17 protein-coding genes are annotated in these 22389 nt (G+C 72.5%); 13 read left to right on the top strand and 4 right to left on the bottom strand.

The window, feature by feature from the left end; all coding sequences use genetic code 11:
- Positions 1–18: 18 nt before the first annotated feature.
- Positions 19–1713 carry a hypothetical protein gene (locus tag ACH4F6_RS33215; protein ID WP_397964079.1) on the bottom strand — a complete coding sequence of 565 codons (1695 nt, stop codon included), beginning with the start codon at positions 1711–1713 and terminating at the stop codon, positions 19–21.
- 175 nt (positions 1714–1888) lie between these two features.
- Here ACH4F6_RS33215 and ACH4F6_RS33210 point away from each other — a divergent pair, with 175 nt between their 5' ends.
- Together ACH4F6_RS33210 and ACH4F6_RS33205 are read left to right on the top strand one after the other, a co-directional pair.
- Entirely contained in the window at positions 1889–2872 is a 984-nt protein-coding gene (locus ACH4F6_RS33210) for a glycosyltransferase family 2 protein (RefSeq protein ID WP_397964078.1), read from the top strand.
- Positions 2869–4200: an alpha-2,8-polysialyltransferase family protein gene (locus tag ACH4F6_RS33205; RefSeq protein ID WP_397964077.1), complete on the top strand. Its 1332-nt coding sequence runs from the start codon at positions 2869–2871 to the stop codon at positions 4198–4200. The genes ACH4F6_RS33210 and ACH4F6_RS33205 overlap by 4 nt, the downstream gene beginning before the upstream one ends.
- A gap of 97 nt (positions 4201–4297) precedes the next feature.
- Here ACH4F6_RS33205 and ACH4F6_RS33200 read toward each other — a convergent pair whose 3' ends face one another.
- From ACH4F6_RS33200 to ACH4F6_RS33190, 3 genes are all read right to left on the bottom strand, one after another.
- A complete protein-coding gene (locus ACH4F6_RS33200; RefSeq protein WP_397964076.1) occupies positions 4298–5467 on the bottom strand; it encodes an acyltransferase family protein in 1170 nt (389 codons plus the stop codon).
- A 126-nt stretch (positions 5468–5593) separates the two neighbouring features.
- Positions 5594–6946: a polysialyltransferase family glycosyltransferase gene (locus ACH4F6_RS33195; RefSeq protein WP_397964075.1), complete on the bottom strand. Its 1353-nt coding sequence runs from the start codon at positions 6944–6946 to the stop codon at positions 5594–5596.
- Positions 6946–7941, bottom strand: a complete 996-nt coding sequence (locus ACH4F6_RS33190) for a glycosyltransferase family 2 protein (protein ID WP_397964074.1) — start codon at positions 7939–7941, stop codon at positions 6946–6948. The genes ACH4F6_RS33195 and ACH4F6_RS33190 overlap by 1 nt, the downstream gene beginning before the upstream one ends.
- A gap of 198 nt (positions 7942–8139) precedes the next feature.
- On the opposite strand from ACH4F6_RS33190, the gene ACH4F6_RS33185 reads away from it, so the two are divergent.
- The 11 genes from ACH4F6_RS33185 (at position 8140) to ACH4F6_RS33135 (ending at position 22313) form a co-directional block, all read left to right on the top strand.
- Complete coding sequence (locus tag ACH4F6_RS33185; RefSeq protein ID WP_397964073.1) at positions 8140–9510, top strand: DUF6716 putative glycosyltransferase; 1371 nt, start codon at positions 8140–8142, stop codon at positions 9508–9510.
- 98 nt (positions 9511–9608) lie between these two features.
- Positions 9609–10892 (top strand): cytidylyltransferase domain-containing protein, encoded by a 1284-nt coding sequence (locus ACH4F6_RS33180; RefSeq protein ID WP_397964072.1) that lies wholly within the window; start codon positions 9609–9611, stop codon positions 10890–10892.
- A gap of 13 nt (positions 10893–10905) precedes the next feature.
- Positions 10906–11844, top strand: a complete 939-nt coding sequence (locus ACH4F6_RS33175; protein ID WP_397964071.1) for an N-acetylneuraminate synthase family protein — start codon at positions 10906–10908, stop codon at positions 11842–11844.
- Positions 11845–11896: 52 nt separating this feature from the next.
- Positions 11897–12985 carry a hypothetical protein gene (locus ACH4F6_RS33170; protein WP_397964070.1) on the top strand — a complete coding sequence of 363 codons (1089 nt, stop codon included), beginning with the start codon at positions 11897–11899 and terminating at the stop codon, positions 12983–12985.
- Between the two features lie 760 nt (positions 12986–13745).
- Positions 13746–14975 carry a M20 family metallopeptidase gene (locus ACH4F6_RS33165; RefSeq protein ID WP_397964195.1) on the top strand — a complete coding sequence of 410 codons (1230 nt, stop codon included), beginning with the start codon at positions 13746–13748 and terminating at the stop codon, positions 14973–14975.
- Positions 14976–15268: 293 nt separating this feature from the next.
- Positions 15269–16330 carry a BMP family protein gene (locus ACH4F6_RS33160; RefSeq protein ID WP_397964194.1) on the top strand — a complete coding sequence of 354 codons (1062 nt, stop codon included), beginning with the start codon at positions 15269–15271 and terminating at the stop codon, positions 16328–16330.
- A gap of 242 nt (positions 16331–16572) precedes the next feature.
- On the top strand, positions 16573–17622 hold the full coding sequence (locus tag ACH4F6_RS33155; RefSeq protein WP_397964069.1) for a BMP family protein: 1050 nt from the start codon (positions 16573–16575) through the stop codon (positions 17620–17622).
- A 248-nt stretch (positions 17623–17870) separates the two neighbouring features.
- A complete protein-coding gene (locus ACH4F6_RS33150) occupies positions 17871–19526 on the top strand; it encodes an ABC transporter ATP-binding protein (protein WP_397964193.1) in 1656 nt (551 codons plus the stop codon).
- The gene (locus ACH4F6_RS33145; RefSeq protein WP_397964068.1) at positions 19523–20647 is read left to right on the top strand and encodes an ABC transporter permease; all 1125 of its coding nucleotides are present in this window, start codon (positions 19523–19525) and stop codon (positions 20645–20647) included. The genes ACH4F6_RS33150 and ACH4F6_RS33145 overlap by 4 nt, the downstream gene beginning before the upstream one ends.
- Entirely contained in the window at positions 20647–21909 is a 1263-nt protein-coding gene (locus ACH4F6_RS33140; protein WP_397964067.1) for an ABC transporter permease, read from the top strand. Before ACH4F6_RS33145 ends, ACH4F6_RS33140 begins: the two co-directional genes overlap by 1 nt.
- A complete protein-coding gene (locus ACH4F6_RS33135) occupies positions 21906–22313 on the top strand; it encodes a cytidine deaminase (RefSeq protein WP_397964066.1) in 408 nt (135 codons plus the stop codon). The genes ACH4F6_RS33140 and ACH4F6_RS33135 overlap by 4 nt, the downstream gene beginning before the upstream one ends.
- Positions 22314–22389: the final 76 nt, after the last annotated feature.

Raw genomic sequence — 22389 nt, 5'->3', positions numbered from 1 at the left:
GCGTCCGGGCGGTCCGGCTCATTCCGGCCGGCGCAGGGTGCACACCACGAGCTGCCGCCCCTCCGGCTTCGGGCACCTGTACGTGTTCCGGATGCCGGCGGCGATCCGCGGGTCGATCACGCCCAGCGACAGCCAGCTCGGCTGGTAGACGGCGTAGGCGGGCGGGTGCTCCTGCGTGACGCAGCGGACGTTCTCCCGGGTCGAGGTGAGCGAGGGGACCTCGGTCAGCTGCTCGGGCACGTTGAAGAACGTGGGGAAGGGGTAGCGGCAGGGGGTCGGGTGGCCGAGGTAGTACGCCTGCTGCCCGAAGGCGAGGTACTGCACCTCCGCCCCGGCCGGGAGTTCGGCGTCCACCTGCTCCGCGGCGGTCCGCGCCGCCCGCGCCTGCACCTTCAGCTCCGCGTTGGTGGTGACGATGCGCCCGAGGACCACCCGGACCCCCGACGTCGGCCACACGGTCGCGGCCAGGCACACCACCAGCGCGAGGACGGGCAGCGCCACCGGGACACGGCCGGTGCGCGGCCGCGGCGCCCGCGCCCGCAGCAGGTCCGCCGCGCCGGCGAGGAGGGCCGCGGCCGAGGCGAGCCACGCGAGCACGTCCACGTCGACGTCCGCGCGGACGTGGGCGAGCAGCGGGGTCAGCACCCCGTACAACAGCGCGAGCACGGTCAGGCACAGCGGGGGGCGGCCGTGCCGTCCGTACCAGCGGCCGATCGCGAGGCCGGTCAGGGCCGCGGCCACCACCGGCAGGCTCTCGCCGTGGTACGCGAACCAGTTGCCCTGGTAGACCACGACGGCCAGGCCGACGACGAGGAGCAGCAGGGTGACGAGCACGGCCTCGACGCGCTGCCGGCGCGACGGGAGGGTGGCGGCGAACAGCAGCAGCGCTCCGGGCAGCAGCGCGAGGACCGGAGTGAGCGCGATCCGGTCGCCCAGGTACGCGGCGGTCCGCTGGAGCAGGTCCGGGACGACGATCGGGTCGGCGCCCAGCGCGTGCGCGTTGATGTGCGGCATGTCGCGCAGCCACTGCAGCTCGCGCGAGCCCGACCAGGCGCTGACCGCGAACAGCAGGCCGGTGCCGGCGGCGGTCGCGGCGGCCAGCAGCAGGCCCCGTACGCGGTCCAGGGCGAAGACGACCAGGAGCGCCATCGCGGCGGTGCCGGCGGTGGAGTACTTCATCAGCACGGCGAGGGAGAGCGGCAGCGCGGCGAGCGCGACGGCCCCGAGGCGGTCGCGGACGCCGAGCGCGGCGGCGACGCCGCCCGTCGCGAAGACGATCGCGAACCACTCCGGCTGGAGGTAGTCGATGACGGGCGCGAAGGCCAGGGTGAGGCCGGTCAGGCCCGCGACGAGGACCGCGTCCCGCTCGGGCAGGCGGCGGCGCAGGGCACGGTGCAGGAGGAGACCGGCGGCCGCACACAGGGCGAGCCCGACGAGCCGCATGAGGGCTTCGCGCACCGCGTCGGACCCGCCGGTGACGGAGTCCAGGCCGGCGATCAGCCAGCGGTAGAAGAAGGGCCGGTGGACGAAGACCTCGGAGGGGGACAGACCGCTCGCCCCCGTCGTCCGCAGCGCGGCCAGCACGTACCGCAGGTCGAGGAAGACGCCGGCGGTGAGGGTCGTGTGGAGCAGCAGCGCGGCGGTGGTGAGGACGGTGGTCCACCCCGCGGGAGAGGTGAGGCGCGGCCGACGGGATGCCGGGAATTCGGTCACGTGCGCGAACCTAGCATCCGATTCCCCGGGGAAAACGGGGCGGTGAAACGCCGGAGGGATGAGTCACCGCCTCTTCATCCGGAGTTCTCCTCGCGAGGGCACGGAGTTATCCGTCCTTCAGATCTCGCTTTCTTAGGATCATGCGACTTTCCGCTGAGAATTCAGGTGCGCACCCGTGGCCAACCAGACAACCCTGTCCGTCGTCGTCCCCTGCTACAACATCGAGTCGTACGTGCCGGAAACCGTGACCAGCCTGGTCAACAACGCCCGGGACGATTTCGAGTTCCTCTTCGTCGAGGACAGGTCCACCAAGGACAGGACGTACGAGGCCCTCCTCGCCCTGACGGAGCGGCTCCCGAACAGCCGGGTGATCCGGCACGAGCGGAACGGCGGACTGGCGACCGCGCGCAACACCGGGATCGACGTGGCGGAAGGCCGCTACCTCACCTTCCTCGACGGCGACGACTGGCTGGCGCCGGGCCACCTGGCCCGGCTGGTGGACGTGATCGAGCGGTTCGACGTCGACTTCGTCCGCACCGACCACGTCCAGGTCACGGGCGTCGAACGGGCCGTGCACCGGGCGCCCGAGGGCCGCCGCGACACCCCGCTGGACCCGCGCACCTCCATCCTCCCCGTCGACGACACCACGATGGTCGACTACCCGTACGCCTGGGCCGGCGTCTACCACCGCCGCCTCCTCGACCGGGGCATGCTCCGCTTCCCCGACGGACTGCGCACCGCCGAGGACCGCCCGTGGATCTGGGACCTGCACCGCAGGGCGGAGTCCTACGTCGTCTCCGGCCTGCACGGGGTCTTCTACCGCCGGGGCGTCGCCGGCTCGCTCACCCAGATCGGCGATGTGCGCCAGCTGGACTTCTTCCGCGCCTTCGACCTCGTCCTCGCCGGGCTCGCCGACGACCCCGAGGCCGGCCGGCTGCGCACGAAGGCGCTGCGCGACTACTGCGTCGTCATCGCCCACCAGCTGCTCGACCGGGGCCGGTTCGAGCGCGGTGTGGCCGCGCGGCTGAAGCGGCTGGCCGCCGAGGCGCTGGGCCGGATGGACGACGACGAACTGAGCGAGGCCGTGGTGGGGATGGGCGAGGAACGCGTACGCGTGCTGCGCCGGGTCCGGGGCGGCCTGAAGGGAGCGGCGGCATGATCCAGTTGTTCTTCTCGGCCACCCAGTACGCGGCCGCGACCGTCACCGCCGCGATCCGCGCCGGCCGGTTCGGCCCGCGCGACGGCGTCCGCCGCGTCCTCGTCGTCAGCGACACCGCCGCCGTACCGGAGGTCGGCACGCCGCTGGACCGGATGGCCGGCTTCGAGAAGCTGCGCCCGGAGTTCGACGAGGTGCGCTCCTGGAACGAGTTCATCTCCCCGCACCACCCGGCCGGCTGGTCGCCGCGGGCCCAGGACGCCCCGCTCTGGGAGAAGGCCGTGCGCCTCGCCTGGGACCTGGGCGACGAGCCGGTCGAGATCGCCTGCGAGTCGATCCAGGCCAACCCCTCCCGCGCGGTCGCCGACATCTTCGCGGACAGCCCGATCCACGTCTACGCGGACGGCCTGATGAGCTACGGCCCCACCCGCAACCGCCTCCCGCACGGCCTGAGCAGCCGTATCGTCCGCGTCCTCCACCTCGACCTGGTGCCCGGCCTGCGGCCGATGCTGCTGTCCGAGTACGGCGTCCGGCCGGAGACGGTGCCGAACGAGGCGATCGTCGACGTCCTCGCGCAGATCGGCGAGTCCGGCGCCGGCCTCCTCGCCGAACGCCTCCCGGCCGGCGCCCCGCCCACCGCCGTGCTCCTCGGCCAGTACCTCTCCGCCATCGACCTGATCACCCAGGACGAGGAGGAGCGGCTGCACCTGCGCATGCTGCGCGCCGCCGCCCGCGCGGGCCACCGGGACGTGCTGTTCAAGCCGCACCCGAGCGCCCCCGCCGCCTACGACGAGTCCCTGGAGGTGGCCGCCCGGGAACTCGGCGTGCGGCTCACCGTGCTGAACGAACCCGTCCTCGCCGAGACGGTCTTCGCGTTCCTGAAGCCGAAGCTCGTCATCGGCTGCTTCTCCACGGCCCTGATGACCGCCGCCGCCTTCTACGGCATCCCCGTCGCCCGCGTCGGCACCGAGCTGCTCCTGGACCGCATCACGCCGTACGAGAACAGCAACCGCATCCCGCTCACCGTCATCGACGCGGCGCTGCCGGACGCGGAGCGGGCGGACCCCATCACGCCCCTCGAACTCGATGTCCTGGCCGAGGAGTTGACGCCGCTGGTGCGGGCCGTGGGCTACTGCATGCAGTCCCGCAGGCACCACGCCCTGCGCGAGGAGGCGGCGACCTGGCTCACGGCCCACCTGGCCGAGTACGGGCGCTACTTCAAGCGGCGCCGCCTGACGAGCCTGCGGCTGCCCGGCGGCGCCCCGGTACGGGCCGAGGCGCTGCGCCGCCACCCGGTCGTCCGGCAGGCGGTGCGCCGGCTGCGGGCGTGAGGGGCGCACCCCTCGACCGCCCGGGGCCGTGCCGGCACACGGCTCCGGGCGCCTGGGCGCGACCCGCCCCGCTCTTCTCCCGGCGCTCCCGGCGGAGCTATCCCCGCGCTCCCCGCGGTGTGCGGAGCGCCCGCTTCAGCCGCGGCCCGAACGGCTTCTCCACGAACCGGTGCAGCAGCCAGGCGATCCCCAGCAGGGACAGCACGGTCGTGGCGAGCGTGACGTACGGGCTCAGCCCGGCCCCGCGGTACAGCACCCGGATGAAGAACCAGCCCAGGTGCTCGTGGATCAGGTAGAAGGGGTACGTCAGCGCCCCGGCCACCGTCAGCCAGCGCCAGTTCGCCCGGCTCGTCCAGCCCAGCGCCACCGCGGCGACCGCGGCGAAGGCGACGAGGACGATCAGCTGGATGACGTGCGGATCGCGGTGGAAGGCGCCCTGCGCCCCCGGGTGCCACAGGGCCGTGACCGAGTAGCGCTGCCCCAGCAGGAAGCTGAACGCCACGATGCCCCACAGCAGCAGGTCGCTGCCGAAGCGGTGGATCAGGTACAGGGCGAGGCCGCCGATGAAGTACGGCGCGTGGTCGCGCATCACCAGCTGGTCGGTCAGCGGATGGTCGGCGACCCGGGCGAAGACGCCGGCCAGCGTCCACAGGAGGCAGAACGTCACCACCCGGCGGTAGGTGACGCCCCGCCAGACCACGAACAGCGCGAACAGGGCGTAGAAGCGCACCTCCACCCACAGCGTCCAGTCCACGCCGAGCACCCGGGGCACCCCCATCGGCTGCTGGAGCATGGTGAGGTTGACGAGCACCTCGTCCGAGCGGAGCGGCTCGGAGACCACCGGCAGCAGGACGCACGCGGCGGTGACCAGGACGATCGCCGCCCAGTACGCCGGGTACAGCCGGGCGACCCGGGAGCGGAAGAAGTCGCCCGTGCTCCGGCCCCAGCTGCTCATGCAGATCACGAACCCGCTGATCAGGAAGAAGAACTGCACGCCCAGGCTGCCGTAGGTGGCGAACTGCGACAGCGTCGGGAACTTCCCGGCGGGGGACTGGTACCAGGACTGCGCGACCTCGCCGTTCTTGCCGGCGTAGTGGTAGAGGCAGACCATCAGGGCCGCCAGCAGGCGCAGCCCGTCCAGGGCGCGCAGCCGGCCCTCCGTCCGGGGACGGACCGGAGCCCGGTCGGGAAGGAGGGCATCCGGCCGGAACGCCGGTGACGGTGCCGGTGGTGTCGCCGGTGCCGTGGCCTGGTCAGCCGCGCTCATCCTGAGGACCTTCCGTGGGAGCCGGGAACTTGCGCTCGCACGTTAGGCACCTGCCACGAGTGAAGGATGTGGAGCGGCTGACCCGGGAGAAGCGCCGAGATGGCGATCCGGTGAACCGGCGTGCCGCTACCGTCCGCCGGCCTTCCGCCTCAGCGTCCGCGCCCGGCGTGCGAGCCGGCGGACGGTCGCGTTGCGCGGGACGAAGGCGAGCCGCGCCGGGACCGCGCCGGGGAGGGCCAGCGCCGCCAGCCGCCGGCGGGTGAAGTAGCGCCAGGTGTGCGCGTTCAGGTGCGCGGACAGGTAGCGCTCCGCGTCGCCGCGCAGCCCCGGGTGGATCCTGTGCTGCATTGCGAAGCCGACGGCCCTGAGCAGCGCGGCCAGCTCCTCCACCCGCTCCGCCGACGGCATGGTCCACGCCTTCACCGCGGGCCCGTCCGCCAGGTCCGGCAGCAGCGCGTCGACGAGGGTGACGGGCACCCGGTTGCTGTTCTGGTAGGGCGCGAGCCGGGCCAGCACGGTGTCGGTGCCGACCCGGGCGACCGGGAGGCCGTACAGGCCGGCGGCGGTCAGCAGGGCGGTGGAGAAACAGCCGACGACGAGGGCGGGCCGCAACCGCTGGTAGGCCACCTCCGCGAGGACCGGCCGGTCGAGCAGGGTGAGCTCGGCGCCCAGCCCCGCCGCCTCGTCCTCCAGCAGCCGGGACCAGCGGGCGGGCGCCGTGGGGTGCGGCTTGAAGACGAGCCGGCGGTGCCCGAGCGCCACCGCCCCGCGCACCATGCGCAGGTGCAGCTCCTCCTCCTCGGCGTCGCCGAGGATGCCGAGCGCCGACAGGTACTGCCCGAGCAGCAGGGCGGGCGGCTCGGCCGGAGCGGCCGGCCCGGTCTCCGCCTCGGCCAGTTCGCCGAGCACCTTCAGGAACACCTCGGACGGCACCAGGACCGGCGGCACGCCGAACTCGGTGAGCAGCAGCGGGGTGAGCCCCGGCACCAGGTCGAGGTGCAGCAGCCGGCCGACCCGGGTGCCGACCAGCGGGTCGAGCTTGTCGCGCGTGGGGCCGTAGCTCATGAGGCCGTCGGCGTAGACGTCGACGGGGGCGCCGGTGAACAGCTGGCACAGCGCCAGCGACGGATTCACCTGGATCGACTCCACGGCCAGGTGCACCTCGTCGTCGCCGAGGCCCCACAGCAGCCGTACGTACCGCTCCCACAGCGGGATGTCGTCCCCGCGCGGTCCCCAGCCACCGGGGTGGAAGGGGGAGACGGTCTCGTTCCAGGACAGCACCTCGTCGAAGCGCTCACGGATCCGGGCGAAGCCCGGCATGGCGTCGACGGACGGCGTGGTCTCCGGATTGGCCGCGTTGTTGGTGACCAGCAGCAGCCGGCGGTCGGTCGGTGCGAAGAGTCCCGCGTCGAGGGCGGCGGCCAGGGTCGCGGCGCCGAACAGGGTGGACACGCAGAAGATCCGGGTCGTGCGGGGCATCAGACGGCCACCGTCCGCGCCGCCGTCGTGCGCGCCGCGACCGGTCGGCGCCGTACGCGCCGCAGCCTGCCGGCCCGCTCGGCGTCCATCGTGTCCATGACCTCCGCCAGGAGGTCCTGCGGCAGCCTCCTCAGGGCCGCGGCGCACAACGAGCGCAGCTTCCGGGCCACGGCGGGCTCGAACCTCCCGGCCGAGCCGAGGTGGTGCGCCATGATCGCGCAGTAGGTGCGCACCGCCTTGGGCAGGAACCTGTCCGCCTCGGGATCGCGCGCCGTCTCCTCGACCACCTGGTCGAAGGCGCGGAGGAAGTCCAGCTGGCGCACGTCGCCGATCTGGGTGAGCGAGGAGGCCACACCGCGCCGGTAGTGGACGCCCAGCAGCCCCACCACGGCGAAGGTGTCCGCCTCCCGGTGGAGCTTCCAGATCCACGGCCGGTCCTCGGCCGTCCGCAGTCCGTCGGTGAAGTGCAGCAGCCCGCGGTCGACCAGCCGGCGGTCGTAGACACCGGCCCAGGCATAGGCGTAGTCCACCGAGGTGGACCGGTCGGCGGGCAGGATCGCCTCCCGCGGATTCAGCACCGTCGACCGGCGGCCGTGCGGGACCCGGTGAATGCCGCGCGCCCGTCCGGTGCACTGCACGTGGTCGGTGCGGACGAAATCGCAGCCCAGTTCCTCGATGGCGGCGAGGAGCTGCGGGAGATATCCGGGAGCGAGCCAGTCGTCGCCGTCCAGAAAAGTCAGATAATCGCCGCGCGCTGTGTCGATGCCGGTGTTTCTCGCGGTCGCGAGCCCTTCGTTCCTCTCGTGTCCGACCAGCACCGCGCCCGGCAGTTCGCGCACCGCGCGTTCGAGGATGTCCGAGGTCGCGTCGGTCGAACAGTCGTCGACCAGGACGAACTCGATGTCCTCACGCGCGTTCGAGCGCAGGCTCCTGAGGGTGTCGGGCGCGTACTGCTGCACGTTGTAGAACGGCACGATCACGGAAAGCTTCGGCACCCGCGAAAGCCTAGGAGCAGGCCCGGCAACGGAAATTTCCGCTGTCCGTCCGGTGGATGAACGCGATGTGTCGGATCGGTGCATCCCGTGTATTGCCCGGCGTCCGGCGAGCCGGTTCCGGCTCCGGTGGCGCGCTGTTAACTTCCCGTTGATTCGAGGTTGGGCCAACCACGGGATTTGCTTTCTAGCGTCTTCGCCGTGCCAGCCAGTCCTTCGAATCCTCCCCGGATCGCCGTGCTCGCGGACTCCGACACCCGCTGGAAATGGGGCGCGTCGACCGCGGGCCGGATCGCCCCGGGCGGGCGCACGGCGCCGTCCGCGGACGCCGGGTCGCGCGGCGGCGCGCACGCCGCCCCCGCACCGGCTCCCGTCCTGGACGGGTTCCTGCTGCGCGGCCGCGCCACCCCCACCCCCCGCCAGCTGGCCGAGGTGGGCGTGCGCGCCGACTCCCTGCGCGAGGTCACGGCCGTCGAGTTCCTGCGCGTCATGGCGCGGGAGTCCTACGACGTCCTCGTCCTCGCACTGGTCGGCGGGGGCGTCCAGGCGGTCCTGCACGGGCTGAAGCGGATCTGGGAGGGCACCGGCGAGCGGCCCGTCGTCGTCACCGGCTACGTCGGCGTCGTCTACGAGAAGCTCGCCGACGGCCTGCTGCTGCGGCACGGCGCGGACCTCGTCCTCGCCAACTCGCGACAGGACGCGGAACGTTTCCGCGCGGTGTACGAGGGCGTGGGCGCCGACGCCGCCCCGGTGACCGAGGTGGCCCTGCCGTTCCTGGGCGGCACCCCGTACACCGGCGAACACGACCCGTACACGGTGGTGTTCGCCGCCCAGCCCTCCGTGCCGGAGAGCCGCAAGGACCGCGCGTACCTGCTCGACCGGCTCGTCCGGCACGCCCGGCTGCACCCCGAGCGCGAGGTGCTCCTCAAACTCCGCTCCCGGCCGGGCGAACACACCACCCACCTCGAGGAACTGCCGTACCAGAAGCTGGTCCAGCGGATCGACCCGCCGGCCAACTTCCGCCTGGTGTACGGCAACATGGGCGAGGTCCTGGACCGCGCCGACCTCATGGTCACGGTCAGCTCCACCGCGGCCCTCGAATCCCTCCACCGCCGGATCCCCACCGTGGTCCTCACCGACCTCGGCATCCGCGAGGCCCTCGGCAACCACCACTTCGTCGGCTCCGGCTGCCTCGCCTCCTGGGACCAGCTCGACGCCGGCCACCGGCCGGCGGCCGACGAGGAGTGGGTGGCCCGCCAGGGCGTGGCGGCCGACGGCGCGTACGAGCGGGCCTTCGACACGGCCCGCGAACGCATCGCCCGCCTCCTCGCCCGGCCCGGCGGACTGCCCCCGCTCACCCCCTACTACACACCCGCCACCGCGCCCGGCTACCTCCCCGGCATCCTCGCCCGCCACCACCTCGCCCCCGACGGCAGCCCCCTGCCCGGAGCCCCGGCCGCCGACGCGGAACCCGGCCCGGTCCGCCGCATCGTCCGCCGCGCCGCCCGCGGCGCCTACCGGCACGGGGTGCAGCGCGTGGCGCCGGTCGTCCGGCGGATGGGGGAGCTGTGAGCGCCGGCCGCCACGCGGGGGAGCGCCCGGCGGGCGCCGTGACCGCCGCCGGGGGCGACGCCGAGCGTGACCGTCCGCGACGTCGAGGAGTCCCAGCCATGTCCCACTCCCAGGCGGGGGCGCGCCGCGTGCTCGCCGTGATCCCCGCGCGCGGCGGCTCCAAGGGCGTCCCCGCGAAGAACCTCGCTCCCGTCGGCGGAGTGCCGCTGGTGGCGCGGGCGGTGCGCGCGTGCCGGGCGGCCCGTCTGGTGACGGACGTCGTCGTGTCCACCGACGACCGGACGATCGCGGCGGCGGCCCGGGAGGCCGGGGCCGAGGTCGTGCTGCGGCCGGCCGCCATCGCCGGCGACACGGCCACCTCGGAGGCCGCGGTCCTGCACGCCCTGGACAGCCACGAGGCCCTGCACGGGGTGCGCGTCGACACGGTGCTGCTGGTGCAGTGCACCAGCCCGTTCCTGGTCCGCGAGGACGTCGACGGGGTCGCCGCGGCCGTCGTCGAGAACGGCGCGGACACGGCGGTGACCGTGGCCCCGTTCCACGGGTTCGTGTGGCGCGACGGCGACGGCGACGGCGACGGTACCGGTACGGCCGGCGCCGGCGGCCACGGCGTCAACCACGACAAGGCGCACCGCCCCCGCCGCCAGGACCGCCCCCAGGACCTCCTGGAGACCGGCGCCGCCTACGCCATGGACGCGGCCGGCTTCCGCGCCCACGGCCACCGCTTCTTCGGCCGCACCGACCTCGTCCGCACCGACCCCGCCCGGGTGCTGGAGATCGACGACCCGCACGACCTCGCCCGGGCCCGGGCGCTGGCGCCGCTGTTCGACGCCGGCCTCCCCCACTCCCGGCTCCGCCCGGGCGGGGGGACCCCCCTCGGCGCCCTGCCGACCGCCGGGGACGTCGACGCGGTCGTCCTCGACTTCGACGGCACCCAGACCGACGACCGGGTGCTGATCGACGCCGACGGACGGGAGTTCGTCTCCGTGCACCGAGGCGACGGACTCGGCATCGCGGCCCTGCGCAGAAGCGGGCTGCGGATGCTGATCCTGTCCACGGAACAGAACCCGGTCGTCGCCGCCCGCGCCCGCAAGCTCAGGCTCCCCGTGCTGCACGGCGTCGACCGCAAGGACCTCGCACTCAAGCAGTGGTGCGACGAGCAGGGCATCGCGCCGGAGCGCGTGCTCTACGTCGGCAACGACGTCAACGACCTCCCCTGCTTCACCCTCGTCGGCTGGCCCGTGGCGGTCGCGAGCGCCCACGACGCCGTACGCGGCGCCGCGCGCGCGGTCACCGCGCTCCCCGGTGGCGACGGCGCGATCCGGGAGATCGCCGGCTGGCTCCTCGGCCCCTCCCTCGACTCCTCCGCTCCCCTCCCCGAGTAAGGAACCCCCTGACATGAGCACCAACTCCCGCCTGCGCCGGTTCGGTCAGCGCACCGCCGGTCCCGGCCACCCCGTCTACGTCTGCGGCGAGATCGGCATCAACCACAACGGCGAGCTGGAGAACGCCTTCCGGCTCATCGACGTGGCCGTCGAGGCCGGCTGCGACGCCGTCAAGTTCCAGAAGCGCACCCCGGAGATCTGCACCCCGCGCGACCAGTGGGACATCGAGCGCGACACGCCCTGGGGCCGGATGACGTACATCGACTACCGCCACCGCGTCGAGTTCGGCGAGGACGAGTACCGCCGGATCGACGCGTACTGCAAGGACAAGGGGATCGCCTGGTTCGCCTCCCCCTGGGACACCGAGGCCGTCGCCTTCCTGGAGAAGTTCGACGTCCCGGCGCACAAGGTCGCCTCCGCCTCCCTCACGGACGACGACCTGCTGCGCACCCTGCGCGCCACGGGCCGCACGGTCGTGCTGTCCACCGGCATGTCCACCCCCCAGCAGATCCGCCACGCGGTCGAGGTCCTCGGCAGCGAGAACATCCTGCTCTGCCACGCCACCTCGACCTACCCGGCGAAGGCCGAGGAGCTCAACCTCCGCGTCATCAACACCCTCCAGGCCGAGTACCCGAACGTCCCGATCGGCTACTCCGGCCACGAGACCGGCCTGCAGACCACCCTCGCCGCGGTCGCCCTCGGCGCCACCTTCGTCGAGCGCCACATCACCCTCGACCGCGCCATGTGGGGCTCCGACCAGGCCGCCTCCGTCGAGCCGCAGGGCCTCGCGCGCCTGGTCCGCGACATCCGCACCATCGAGGCCTCCCTCGGCGACGGCGTCAAGAGGATCTACGACTCCGAGCTCGGCCCGATGAAGAAGCTGCGCCGCGTGGCCGGTGTCGTCGCCGAGGCGGAGATCGCCGCGGCCGCCGGCGAGCCCGTCGCGGTCTGACCCCGGAACCCCCTCCACCGCCACGGGTGCCTCACGGAACGGTCGTACGACGATGAGCCCTCGCGCCGGGAACCCCGGCACCGCCCCCCGCACCCTCGCGTTCGTCGAGAGCCCGGTGCAGCTCCTGAACGTCCTGGAGTGGGCGCGTGCCCAGAACCTCCGCCCCCGGGCGGAGCCCGGCGCGGGGTTCACCCTCGTCGTCCTGTCCCCGAACGACCCGATGACCCGCGGCCAGCTGCGCCGCATGGCCGAACTGGCCCGCGACGAGGGCCACGAGGTCCGCTGGGAGGAGGCCCGCGCCGGCGCCGCGGCCCCCTTCCGCACCATCGGCGGCCTCGCCTCCCTGCTGCGCGGGGCCGAACGGGTCGTCATGGGGGACCCCTTCTCCCGCTACGTCCAGCTCCTGCTGGCCGTCACCCGCGCCGCCGATCTCGTCGTCGTCGACGACGGCACGGCGACGATGGAGTTCGTGGGCCAGCTCGCCCGCGGCGAACGGCTGGTGCGCTGGCACCGCAAGGGCGGCCGGCCCGGCCCCCGCGACCTGCTCCTCGCCCCGGTGTCCGCCTCCGCCCGCCGCCGTCTGACACCCGGCGGGGACCGGCGGGTGGAGGTCTTCTCCGCCATGCCGATCGCGGACGCCCCCGCCGGCGTGACGGTCACCGCCAACGCCTTCGCCTGGACCCGGGAGCGGTTCGGTCCGCCGCGCGTGACGAGGGGCGCGGACCTGGTCGGGACGTCCCTCGTCGAGACGGGCGTCGTCGACGGCGACCGCTACCTGCACGCCGTCGGCGTCCTCGCCGGGACCCACGGCGCCTCGCGCTACTTCGCCCACCGCCGCGAGAGCGCCGACAAACTCCACCGGCTGGCCGCGCAGACCGGCCTGGAGGTGGTCCGCCCCGACCTCCCCCTGGAGCTGATCGCCCGCCGCGGCCCCATCGGCCGCACCGTCCTCAGCTTCCCCTCCACCGTCGTCCACACCCTGCCCCTGGCCCTCGCCGGCACCGGCGTCCGCGTCGCCGTCTGCGACATCGACCCCGCCTGGCTCACCTCCCACGCCTCGCCGCGAGCCCGGGGCTTCCTCTCCGGCGTCACGGGAACGGCCCGCGGAGCGGACCGGCTGGCGACGCTGAACACGGCCTGAACAAGAACGGACCGACCACCCGGCCTCGGCCCCACGGCACCGGGTCGCACGCCGCCCCGCCGCCCGATCCCGGCGCGCGCCCCACGCCCCTCACCCCGGCCGTTCCTCCTCCCAACGGCCGAACCCGGCGAAGAAGCCTTCCTCGGCCCCGGCCTCCCGCGGCCCGGCCTCCCGCAGCGCGCCCCCGCGCGCCCGTGGTCCCGGGCTCCGGCGCCGGCCCGTCCCCCTGCCACCACCGCCACCACCGTCCGGCCGCCCGCACCAGCCCTCCCGGCAGCCACCCGGCCAGGAGCGGGGTCACCGGCCCGCCCACGGTCAGGAACGCGAGGCTCCGCAGCGCGGCCCTCGCCGGCGGCTCCGGGGCGGGCCCGCAGCCGCACGCCCACCTCCGCTCCGCCGCCGAGGCCGGTGTGACGGACGCCATGCGGACACCGTTCCCACCCGGCCCTCCCCCCGCGCGCGGCGTGGCGGAACCGGCGCCCGGAGGTGATGCTTCCGGGATCCGGACCCTCCGAGGGGTTCCGGTACCTGGACAACCACGGCGTGCTTGCCGTGACGCGTGGTATCCGTGGAGGAGAGGAAAACAGAGAGATGGGTCCGGATGCCAAGATCCACTCGGGCGAAGCCGGCCGAGTTTACCCATCGCGAACACCAGCCATGCGCCGCGCGGCCAACTATTTCTCCCCGAACGGGTTGAACTTTTGTTGATCGGGTCAGTTGACCGCCCCGGCGTCCTACCCTTCAGAGGGTGAAGCAACTGATGTCCCGAGAGTCCGAGGCCGATTCCACCGGGGGAGCCGTGCTCCCCGGCACCCTGCCGGAATCCCTGTACGCCGAGCTCGTCGCCTTCCGTCGCGACATGCACATGCACCCGGAGCTGGGCAACCAGGAGTTCCGCACGACCGCAGCCATCAAGGAACGCCTGGAGAGGGCGGGCCTGAAGCCACGCGTCCTGACCGCCGGCACCGGACTCATCTGTGACATCGGCGACTGGGCGGACGGCACGTCCGTCCTCGCGATGCGCGCCGACATCGACGCGCTGCCCATCCCGGACACCAAGAGCGAGTGCGCGTACCGCTCGAAGGTGCCCGACCGCGCGCACGCCTGCGGCCACGACGTGCACACCGCCGTCGTCCTCGGCGCCGGCCTCGTCCTCGCCGACCTGCACCGCCAGGGCCTGCTGCCGCGACCGGTCCGGCTGATCTTCCAGCCCGCCGAGGAGGTGCTGCCGGGCGGCGCCGCCGACGCCATCGAGGACGGCGCCCTGGACGGCGTCGGCCGGATCATCGCCGTGCACTGCGACCCCCGGGTCGACGCCGGCCTGATCGGCCTGCGGACGGGCCCGATCACCTCCGCCTGCGACCGCCTGGAGATCGCCCTGGACGGGCCCGGCGGCCACACCGCCCGCCCGCACCTGACCACCGACCTCGTCACCGCCGCCGCCCGGGTCGTCACCGACGTCCCCGCGCTCGTCGGCCGCCGCGTGGACACGCGCGCCGGGCTCGCGGTGACCTGGGGCCGGATCGACTGCGGCCACGCCCCGAACGTGATCCCGCAGCACGCCGAACTGTCGGGCACCGTGCGCTGCCTGGACATCGAGGCCTGGCGGCAGGCGCCCGACCTCGTGGTCGCCGCGATCGACGAGGTCGCCAACCTGCACCGCGCCAAGTCCGAGATCAACTACGTCCGCGGCGTCCCCCCGGTCGTCAACGACGCCGACGTCACCGGCCTGCTGCGCGAGGCCATGGTCGCCCGGCACGGCGAGGCGTCCGTCGAGGGCACCGAGCAGAGCCTCGGCGGCGAGGACTTCTCCTGGTACCTGGAGCGCGTGCCCGGGGCCATGGCCCGCCTCGGCGTGCGCCACCCCGGCGAGCGCACCGTCCGCGACCTGCACCAGGGCGACTTCGACGCCGACGAGCGCGCGATCAAGGTCGGTGTGGAGCTGTTCACCGCCGCCGCGCTGCTCGACGCGGCGAACCGGGTCGCCTGAGCGCCCCGGCGGCCCGGCCGCCCCGGCCCGGACGGAGGGAACGCCCGAAAGGCCCCCCTTCGTCCGCTGGTGTCACCGGGGCGTAACCGGGGGGACCCGGCCGTGACGCGGGGGCGGCACGAATCGATAACGGCCGCGAGGAACCCCGTTCCCCTCCCCTTCTACGCGCGTTACTGTGCGCGAAATCGCCACCGGAAACGGCCTGTTGGGGAGCCGCACCGGAGGCGCCTATTGGGGACACGCGGGCCGTTCGACGGCGCCGCGGGGACGAAGGGGTGCTTGCTGTGCGTCTGATATCTCGGAGGACCAGATTCTCCCAGGCAGCGGTGGCCGTCGCGGTCGTCGCGCTCGCGGCCGCCGGCTGCGGCGAGTCGAGCTCCGGCTCGAAGGCCGGTGACAAGGAGTCCGGCAAGTACTCCGGCAAGGGCATCGGCCTCGCCTACGACATCGGCGGCAAGGGCGACCAGTCGTTCAACGACGCCGCCTACGCCGGCTTCCAGAAGGCCGACAAGGAATTCAAGATGGGCGGCCGGGACGTCGAGCCCCAGGACGGCGAGTCGGACGCGGACAAGGTCCAGCGCCTCACCCAGCTCGCCCAGGCCGGCTACAACCCGGTGATCGGCGTCGGCTACATCTACGGGCCGGCCGTCAAGGAGGTCGCCGCGAAGTTCCCGGACACCACCTTCGGGATCATCGACGACGAGACCGTCCAGGCCAAGAACGTCGCGGACATGGTCTTCCACGAGGAGCAGGCCTCCTACCTGGCCGGCGTCGCCGCCGCCAAGGCCTCCAAGAAGGGCCACATCGGCTTCATCGGCGGCGTGAACATCCCGCTGATCCACAAGTTCGAGGCCGGCTACGTCCAGGGCGCCAAGTCGGTCGACCCGAACATCAAGATCGAGTCGCAGTACCTCACGGAGACCCCCCAGGAGGGCGGCTTCTCCAGCCCCGACAAGGGCAAGGCGGGCGCCGGCGGCCAGATCGACGCCGGCGCCGACGTCATCTACCACGCGGCCGGCCTCTCCGGTCAGGGCGTGATCTCCGAGGCCGCCGGCAAGAAGGTGTGGGCCATCGGCGTCGACTCCGACCAGTACAGCCAGAGCTCGCTCGCCGCGTACAAGGACTACATCCTCGGCTCCGCCCTGAAGAACGTCGGCGGCGCGGTCTACGACCTGGCGAAGTCCGTCTACGAGGGCAAGCCCCTGACCGGCGTGGTCCGCGGCAGCCTCTCCAACGACGGCGTCGGCTTCGCCGACTCCAACCCGAAGTACCAGGCCATGGCCGACGTCGTCGCCGCCGTGGAGGCGGCCAAGAAGGACATCGTCGACGGCAAGGTCACCGTCAACACCAAGTAACGCCTCTCCCGGGGCCGCGACCGGCCCCGGACCGGTCCCTTCCGCGCCCCCGCGGGCGTCCTCGCAGCCCAGCGCCCCTTGCCTCCCGCAAGGGGCGCTTCGCTGTCCGTAATACTGGACGGTGAGTGTGGCCACAGCTCGGTAACGGACCGGACAGAAGGGTTTTTCCGTCAGGTCTACGCGCGTTACGCTGCGGCGGAACCAGCGCCTGGTAGGGCGCTTGCACGAAGGAGTCTCGTTCCATGCGCCGGGTGTCCCGTATCGCGGTTGCGGGTGTTGCGACCGCAGCCCTTGCCGTCACCGTTTCCGCTTGCGGAAGCTCGTCCAAGTCGTCCGCGGGCAGCGGCGACGACAAGAACCTGGGCCTGGCCCTCGCGTACGACGTCGGCGGCAAGGGCGACCAGTCGTTCAACGACGCCGCCACCGCGGGCATGGAGAAGGCCGACAAGGAGTTCGGCTTCAAGTCGACCGCCGTGGAGCCGCAGGACGGCGAGTCCGACGCGGACAAGGTGCAGCGCCTGGAGAACCTCGCCAAGCAGGGCTACAACCCGGTGATCGGCGTCGGCTTCGCCTACGCGCCGGCCGTCAAGGAGGCCGCGGCCAAGTTCCCGAAGACCACCTTCGGCATCGTGGACGACGAGCAGACCAAGGCCGACAACGTCGCCGACCTCGTCTTCTCCGAGGAGCAGGCCTCCTACCTGGCCGGCGTCGCCGCCGCCAAGGCCACCAAGTCCAACGTGGTGGGCTTCATCGGCGGTGTGAACGTCCCGCTGATCCACAAGTTCGGGGCCGGCTTCAAGCAGGGCGTCCAGGACACCAAGAAGGGCGTCACGGTCAAGGAGCAGTACCTGACCGAGACCGCCGCCGAGGGCGGCTTCTCCAGCCCGGACAAGGGCGAGAGCGCCGCCGAGGGCCAGATCGACGCCGGTGCGGACGTCGTCTACGCCGCCGCCGGCCTGTCCGGCCAGGGCGTCATCAAGGCCGCCAGCGCCAACAAGGTCTGGGCCATCGGCGTCGACTCCGACCAGTACAAGCAGGACGCGCTGAAGGCGTACCAGGCCTCGATCCTGACCTCGGCCATGAAGAACGTCGAGGGCGCGGTCTACGAGCTGGCCAAGTCCGTCGAGCAGGGCAAGCCGCAGTCCGGCGTCATCCGCGGCAGCCTCTCCAACGGCGGCGTGAGCCTGGCGAACTCCAACCCGTCCTTCTCCGGCAACAAGGAGATCCAGGACGCCGTGAACAAGGCCGCGGAGGCCATCAAGAACGGCACCATCAAGGTCAAGACCTCCTGACCGCCGGAGTCGTGGGCCTGTCGTAGACCTGTCGAAGGCATGGCCAAAAGGGCGCTGTGATGACAGCGTTACCGCCCGGGAACGGGGCACGGGAAGGATGACCTTCCTGCGCCCCGTTCGCGCGGCAGAATGCTCGGAACGGATCGACGTCCGATCGGAAATTCGATCAAGGTCGATCAACTCCGGGCACTATTTACAGCAGGGGCGCTACGCGCGTAGAGCGGCCCCTTTCCCGAGGAGAGTGCGCCATCGACGCGTCCAGCAGCCCTCCGCTCACCGCCCCGTCGACAGTCGCGGTAGAGCTCGCGGGCATCACCAAGCGATTCCCCGGTGTCGTCGCCAACCACGACATCCACCTGACCGTGCGCAAGGGCACCGTGCACGCCCTCGTCGGCGAGAACGGCGCCGGCAAGTCCACCCTGATGAAGATCCTCTACGGCATGCAGAAGCCGGACGAGGGCACCATCGCGGTCGACGGCGAGCAGGTGAGCTTCGGCAGTCCGGCCGACGCCATCGCCCGCGGCATCGGCATGGTCCACCAGCACTTCATGCTCGCGGACAACCTGACCGTGCTGGAGAACGTGGTGCTGGGCAGCGAGAAGCTGTACGGCATCGGCGGCGGCGCCCGCAAGAAGATCCAGCAGATCTCCGACCGCTACGGCCTGGGCGTCCGCCCCGACGCCCTGGTCGAGGACCTCGGCGTCGCCGACCGCCAGCGCGTGGAGATCCTCAAGGTCCTCTACCGCGGCGCCCGGACCCTCATCCTCGACGAGCCGACCGCCGTGCTCGTCCCGCAGGAGGTCGACGCGCTCTTCGCCAACCTGCGCGAGCTGAAGTCCGAGGGCCTCTCCGTCATCTTCATCTCCCACAAGCTGGGCGAGGTGCTCTCCGTCGCCGACGACATCACCGTCATCCGGCGCGGCACGACCGTCGGCACGGCCGTCCCCTCCGAGACCACCCCGCGCCAGCTCGCCGAGATGATGGTGGGCAGCGAGCTGCCCACCCCGGAGACCGCCGAGTCCACCGTCACCGACCGGCCGGTCCTCGAGGTCAGGAACCTCACCGTCTACGCCGGCGGCGGCGCCTCCGTCGGCTGGGAGGAGGAGCCCGCGGGCGAGGGGCTCACCGAGTTCGCGGGCGGCGGCGACGTCAAACGCGTCCTCGACGACGTCACCTTCACCATCCACGCCGGTGAGGTCATGGGCATCGCGGGTGTCGAGGGCAACGGCCAGACCGAGCTGATCGACGCCCTGATCGGCACCAAGCACGCCCACTCCGGCACCATCGCCTTCCTCGGCGAGGACATCACCCCCTGGCCCACCCGCAAGCGCCGCGAGTCCGGCGTCGGCTACATCCCCGAGGACCGCCACCGCCAGGGCCTGCTCCTGGAGGCCCCCCTCTGGGAGAACCGGATCCTCGGCCACGTCACCGAGAAGCCCAACGCCAAGGGCTTCTGGCTCGACCCCAAGGGCGCCCAGGCCGACACCCGCCGGATCGTCGAGGAGTACGACGTCCGCACCCCCGGCATCGACGTCACCGCCGCCTCCCTGTCCGGCGGCAACCAGCAGAAGCTGATCGTCGGCCGCGAGATGAGCCACGACCCGAAGTTCCTGATCGCCGCCCACCCCACCCGCGGTGTGGACGTCGGCGCGCAGGCGCAGATCTGGGACCGCATCCGCGAGGCCCGCCGCGAGGGCCTGGCCGTGCTGCTGATCTCCGCCGACCTGGACGAGCTCATCGGCCTGTCGGACACCCTGCGGGTGATCTACGACGGCAGGCTGGTCGCCGACGCCGACCCCGCCACCATCACCCCGGAGGAGCTGGGGTCGGCCATGACCGGTGCCGCGTCCGGGCACCTCGAGCACGTCGAAGAAGAAGCCGCCCCGGAGGACGAGGCCCGATGAAGAAGTTCGACAAGGAGCGGCTGCTCCTCGCGGTGGCCGGGCCGGTCATCGCGCTCGTCGCGGCGATCCTGCTGACCTCGGTCGTGCTGATCGCCTCCGGCAAGAACCCGTTCGAGCCGTACAGCCTGATGCTGGAGCAGATCCCCTACTCCGACGTCCAGGTCCTGATCATCAACCAGGCCTCGCTGTACTACATCGCGGCGCTCGCGGTCGCCCTCGGCTTCCGCATGAACCTGTTCAACATCGGCGTCGACGGCCAGTACCGCCTCGCCGCCGTGATGGTCGCGGTGGTCGGCGCGCACGTGGCGCTCCCGTCCTTCCTCCAGATCCCGCTGCTGCTCCTCGTCGGCGCCCTCACCGGCGCGTTCTGGGCGGGCATCGCGGGCGTCCTGAAGATCACCCGGGGCGTCAGCGAGGTCGTCGCGACGATCATGCTCAACGCGATCGCCACCAGCCTCATCGGCTACCTCACCCTCCGCGACAACTTCGGCGTCCTGGTCGGCGACAACGTCACCACCGGCGAGATGAAGGAGTCCGGCTGGGTGCCCGGCATCGACCTGGGCGAGGACGTCGGCGAGATCTACGGCCTGGTCTTCCTCGCCGTCGCCCTCGGCATCGGCTACTGGATCGTGCTCAACCGCACCCGCTTCGGCTTCGACCTGCGCGCCACCGGCGAGTCCGAGACGGCCGCCGCCGCCTCCGGCGTCAACGCCAAGCGCATGGTCCTCACCGCGATGCTGATCTCGGGCGCCGTCGCCGGCCTGTCCGGTCTGCCGCTGCTGCTCGGCTCCGCGCACACCTACAGCCTCAGCTTCCCGGCCGGCCTCGGCTTCACCGCCATCGGCATCGCCCTGCTCGGCCGCAACAACCCCGGCGGCATCGCCCTCGCCGCCCTGCTGTGGGCCTTCCTGGAGAAGACCTCCCCCGCCCTCGACTACGCGACCCCGGTCGCGTACGAGAAGGAGATCGCCACGATCATGCAGGGGCTGATCGTCTTCGCGGTCGTCATCTCCTACGAGTTCGTGCGCCAGTGGGGTCTGCGCCGCCAGCAGAAGCGGGTCGGCGCCGAGCTCGCCGCCCAGGCCGCCAACAACAACGCCAAGAAGGAGGTGGCGGCCTGATGTCCACCGCGACCATCGCCAAGCCGCAGGCGAAGCAGCCCGGCAAGGGCGGCCGCCGCATGTCTCTCCCGGTACTCCTGCTGGTCATCGCGGGCGTGCTGGTCCTCACCTCGGTCGTCCGCCTGATCAGCGGCGCGGACGGCATCACCTCGACCGGCCAGATGTCCACCGCCCTGCGCCTGGCCGTCCCGATCGGCCTGGCCGGCCTCGGCGGTCTGTGGGCCGAGCGCGCGGGCGTCGTCAACATCGGCCTCGAGGGCATGATGATCCTCGGCACCTGGTTCGGCGCCTGGGCCGGCTACCAGTGGGGCCCCTGGACCGGTGTCGCCTTCGGCATCATCGGCGGCGCGCTCGGCGCCGTCCTGCACGCCGTCGCCACCGTGACCTTCAACGTCAACCACATCGTCTCCGGTGTGGCGCTGAACATCCTGGCGCTGGGCACCACCCGCTACCTGTCGAAGTTCACCTTCGAGGACGCCCCGCAGGGCTCCTCCAAGCAGTCCCCGCCGATCGAGTCGCTCGGCACCTTCGACGTCCCCGGCCTGTCCGGCTGGCTGGAGACCCTGAACGAGAAGCACTGGTTCCTGGTCTCCGACGTCGCGGGCCTGGTCGGCGGCCTGGTCACCAACCTCTCGCCGCTCACCGTCGTCGCGGTCGCCCTCGTCCCGGCCACCTGGTACGTGCTGTGGCGCACCGCCTTCGGCCTGCGCCTGCGCTCCTGCGGCGAGAACCCGGTCGCGGCCGAGTCCCTCGGCGTGAACGTCTACAAGTACAAGTACATCGCCGTGATCATCTCGGGCGGCTTCGCCGGCCTCGGCGGCGCGTTCCTGTCCATCGTGGCCTCGAACGTCTACCTGGACGGCCAGACCGCCGGCCGCGGCTACATCGGCCTCGCCGCGATGATCTTCGGCAACTGGATGCCGGGCGGCCTCGCCCTCGGCGCCGGCCTGTTCGGCTACACCGACAGCCTCAACCTGCGCGGCGGCACCACCAACGTCCACGCGCTGATCCTGCTGCTGGCGATCCTGCTGGTGTTCGGCGCGGCCTACCTGGCCTGGCAGAAGAAGTACGTCTCCGCCGTCGTCACCCTGGTGGTCTCGGCCGTGATGTTCTTCTGGTACGCCAGCGTGGACGAGGTCCCGCGCCAGGTCGTCTCGGCCGCCCCGTACCTCGTCACCCTGCTGGTGCTCTCGCTGTCGGCCCAACGCCTGCGCATGCCGAAGGCGGACGGCCTGCCGTACCGGAAGGGACAGGGCAAGTGACCCCGGCCGCGGCCGCCTCCGCGGTCGACTGGGACAAGCTGCGCGAACTGGCCCGCGACGCCATGTCGCACGCGTACGCCCCCTACTCGGGCTACCCGGTCGGCGTCGCGGCCCTGGTCGACGACGGCCGCACGGTCTCCGGCTGCAACGTCGAGAACGCCTCCTACGGCATCGGCCTGTGCGCCGAGTGCGGGCTGGTCTCGGAGCTGCAGCGCACCGGCGGCGGCCGGCTCACGCACTTCACGTGCGTGGACGGCCGGGGCGACATCCTCGTCCCGTGCGGCCGCTGCCGCCAGTTGCTGTACGAGTTCGGCGGCCCGGAGCTGCTGCTGGAGACGCCGGCCGGGATCCTCCCGCTGGCCGAGATGCTCCCGCAGGCCTTCGGCCCGGACCACCTCAAGTAATCCCCCCGCGGCCCCTCCGACCGGCTCGACCGGGCGGAGGGGCCGCGCACGTCACGGATTTTCCGGAACGTCCTCT

Origin of the sequence: Streptomyces sp. NPDC017936, assembly GCF_044328485.1 — a bacterium.
GTDB lineage: Bacteria > Actinomycetota > Actinomycetes > Streptomycetales > Streptomycetaceae > Streptomyces.
This window is presented reverse-complemented; position numbering and strand designations above follow the sequence as displayed.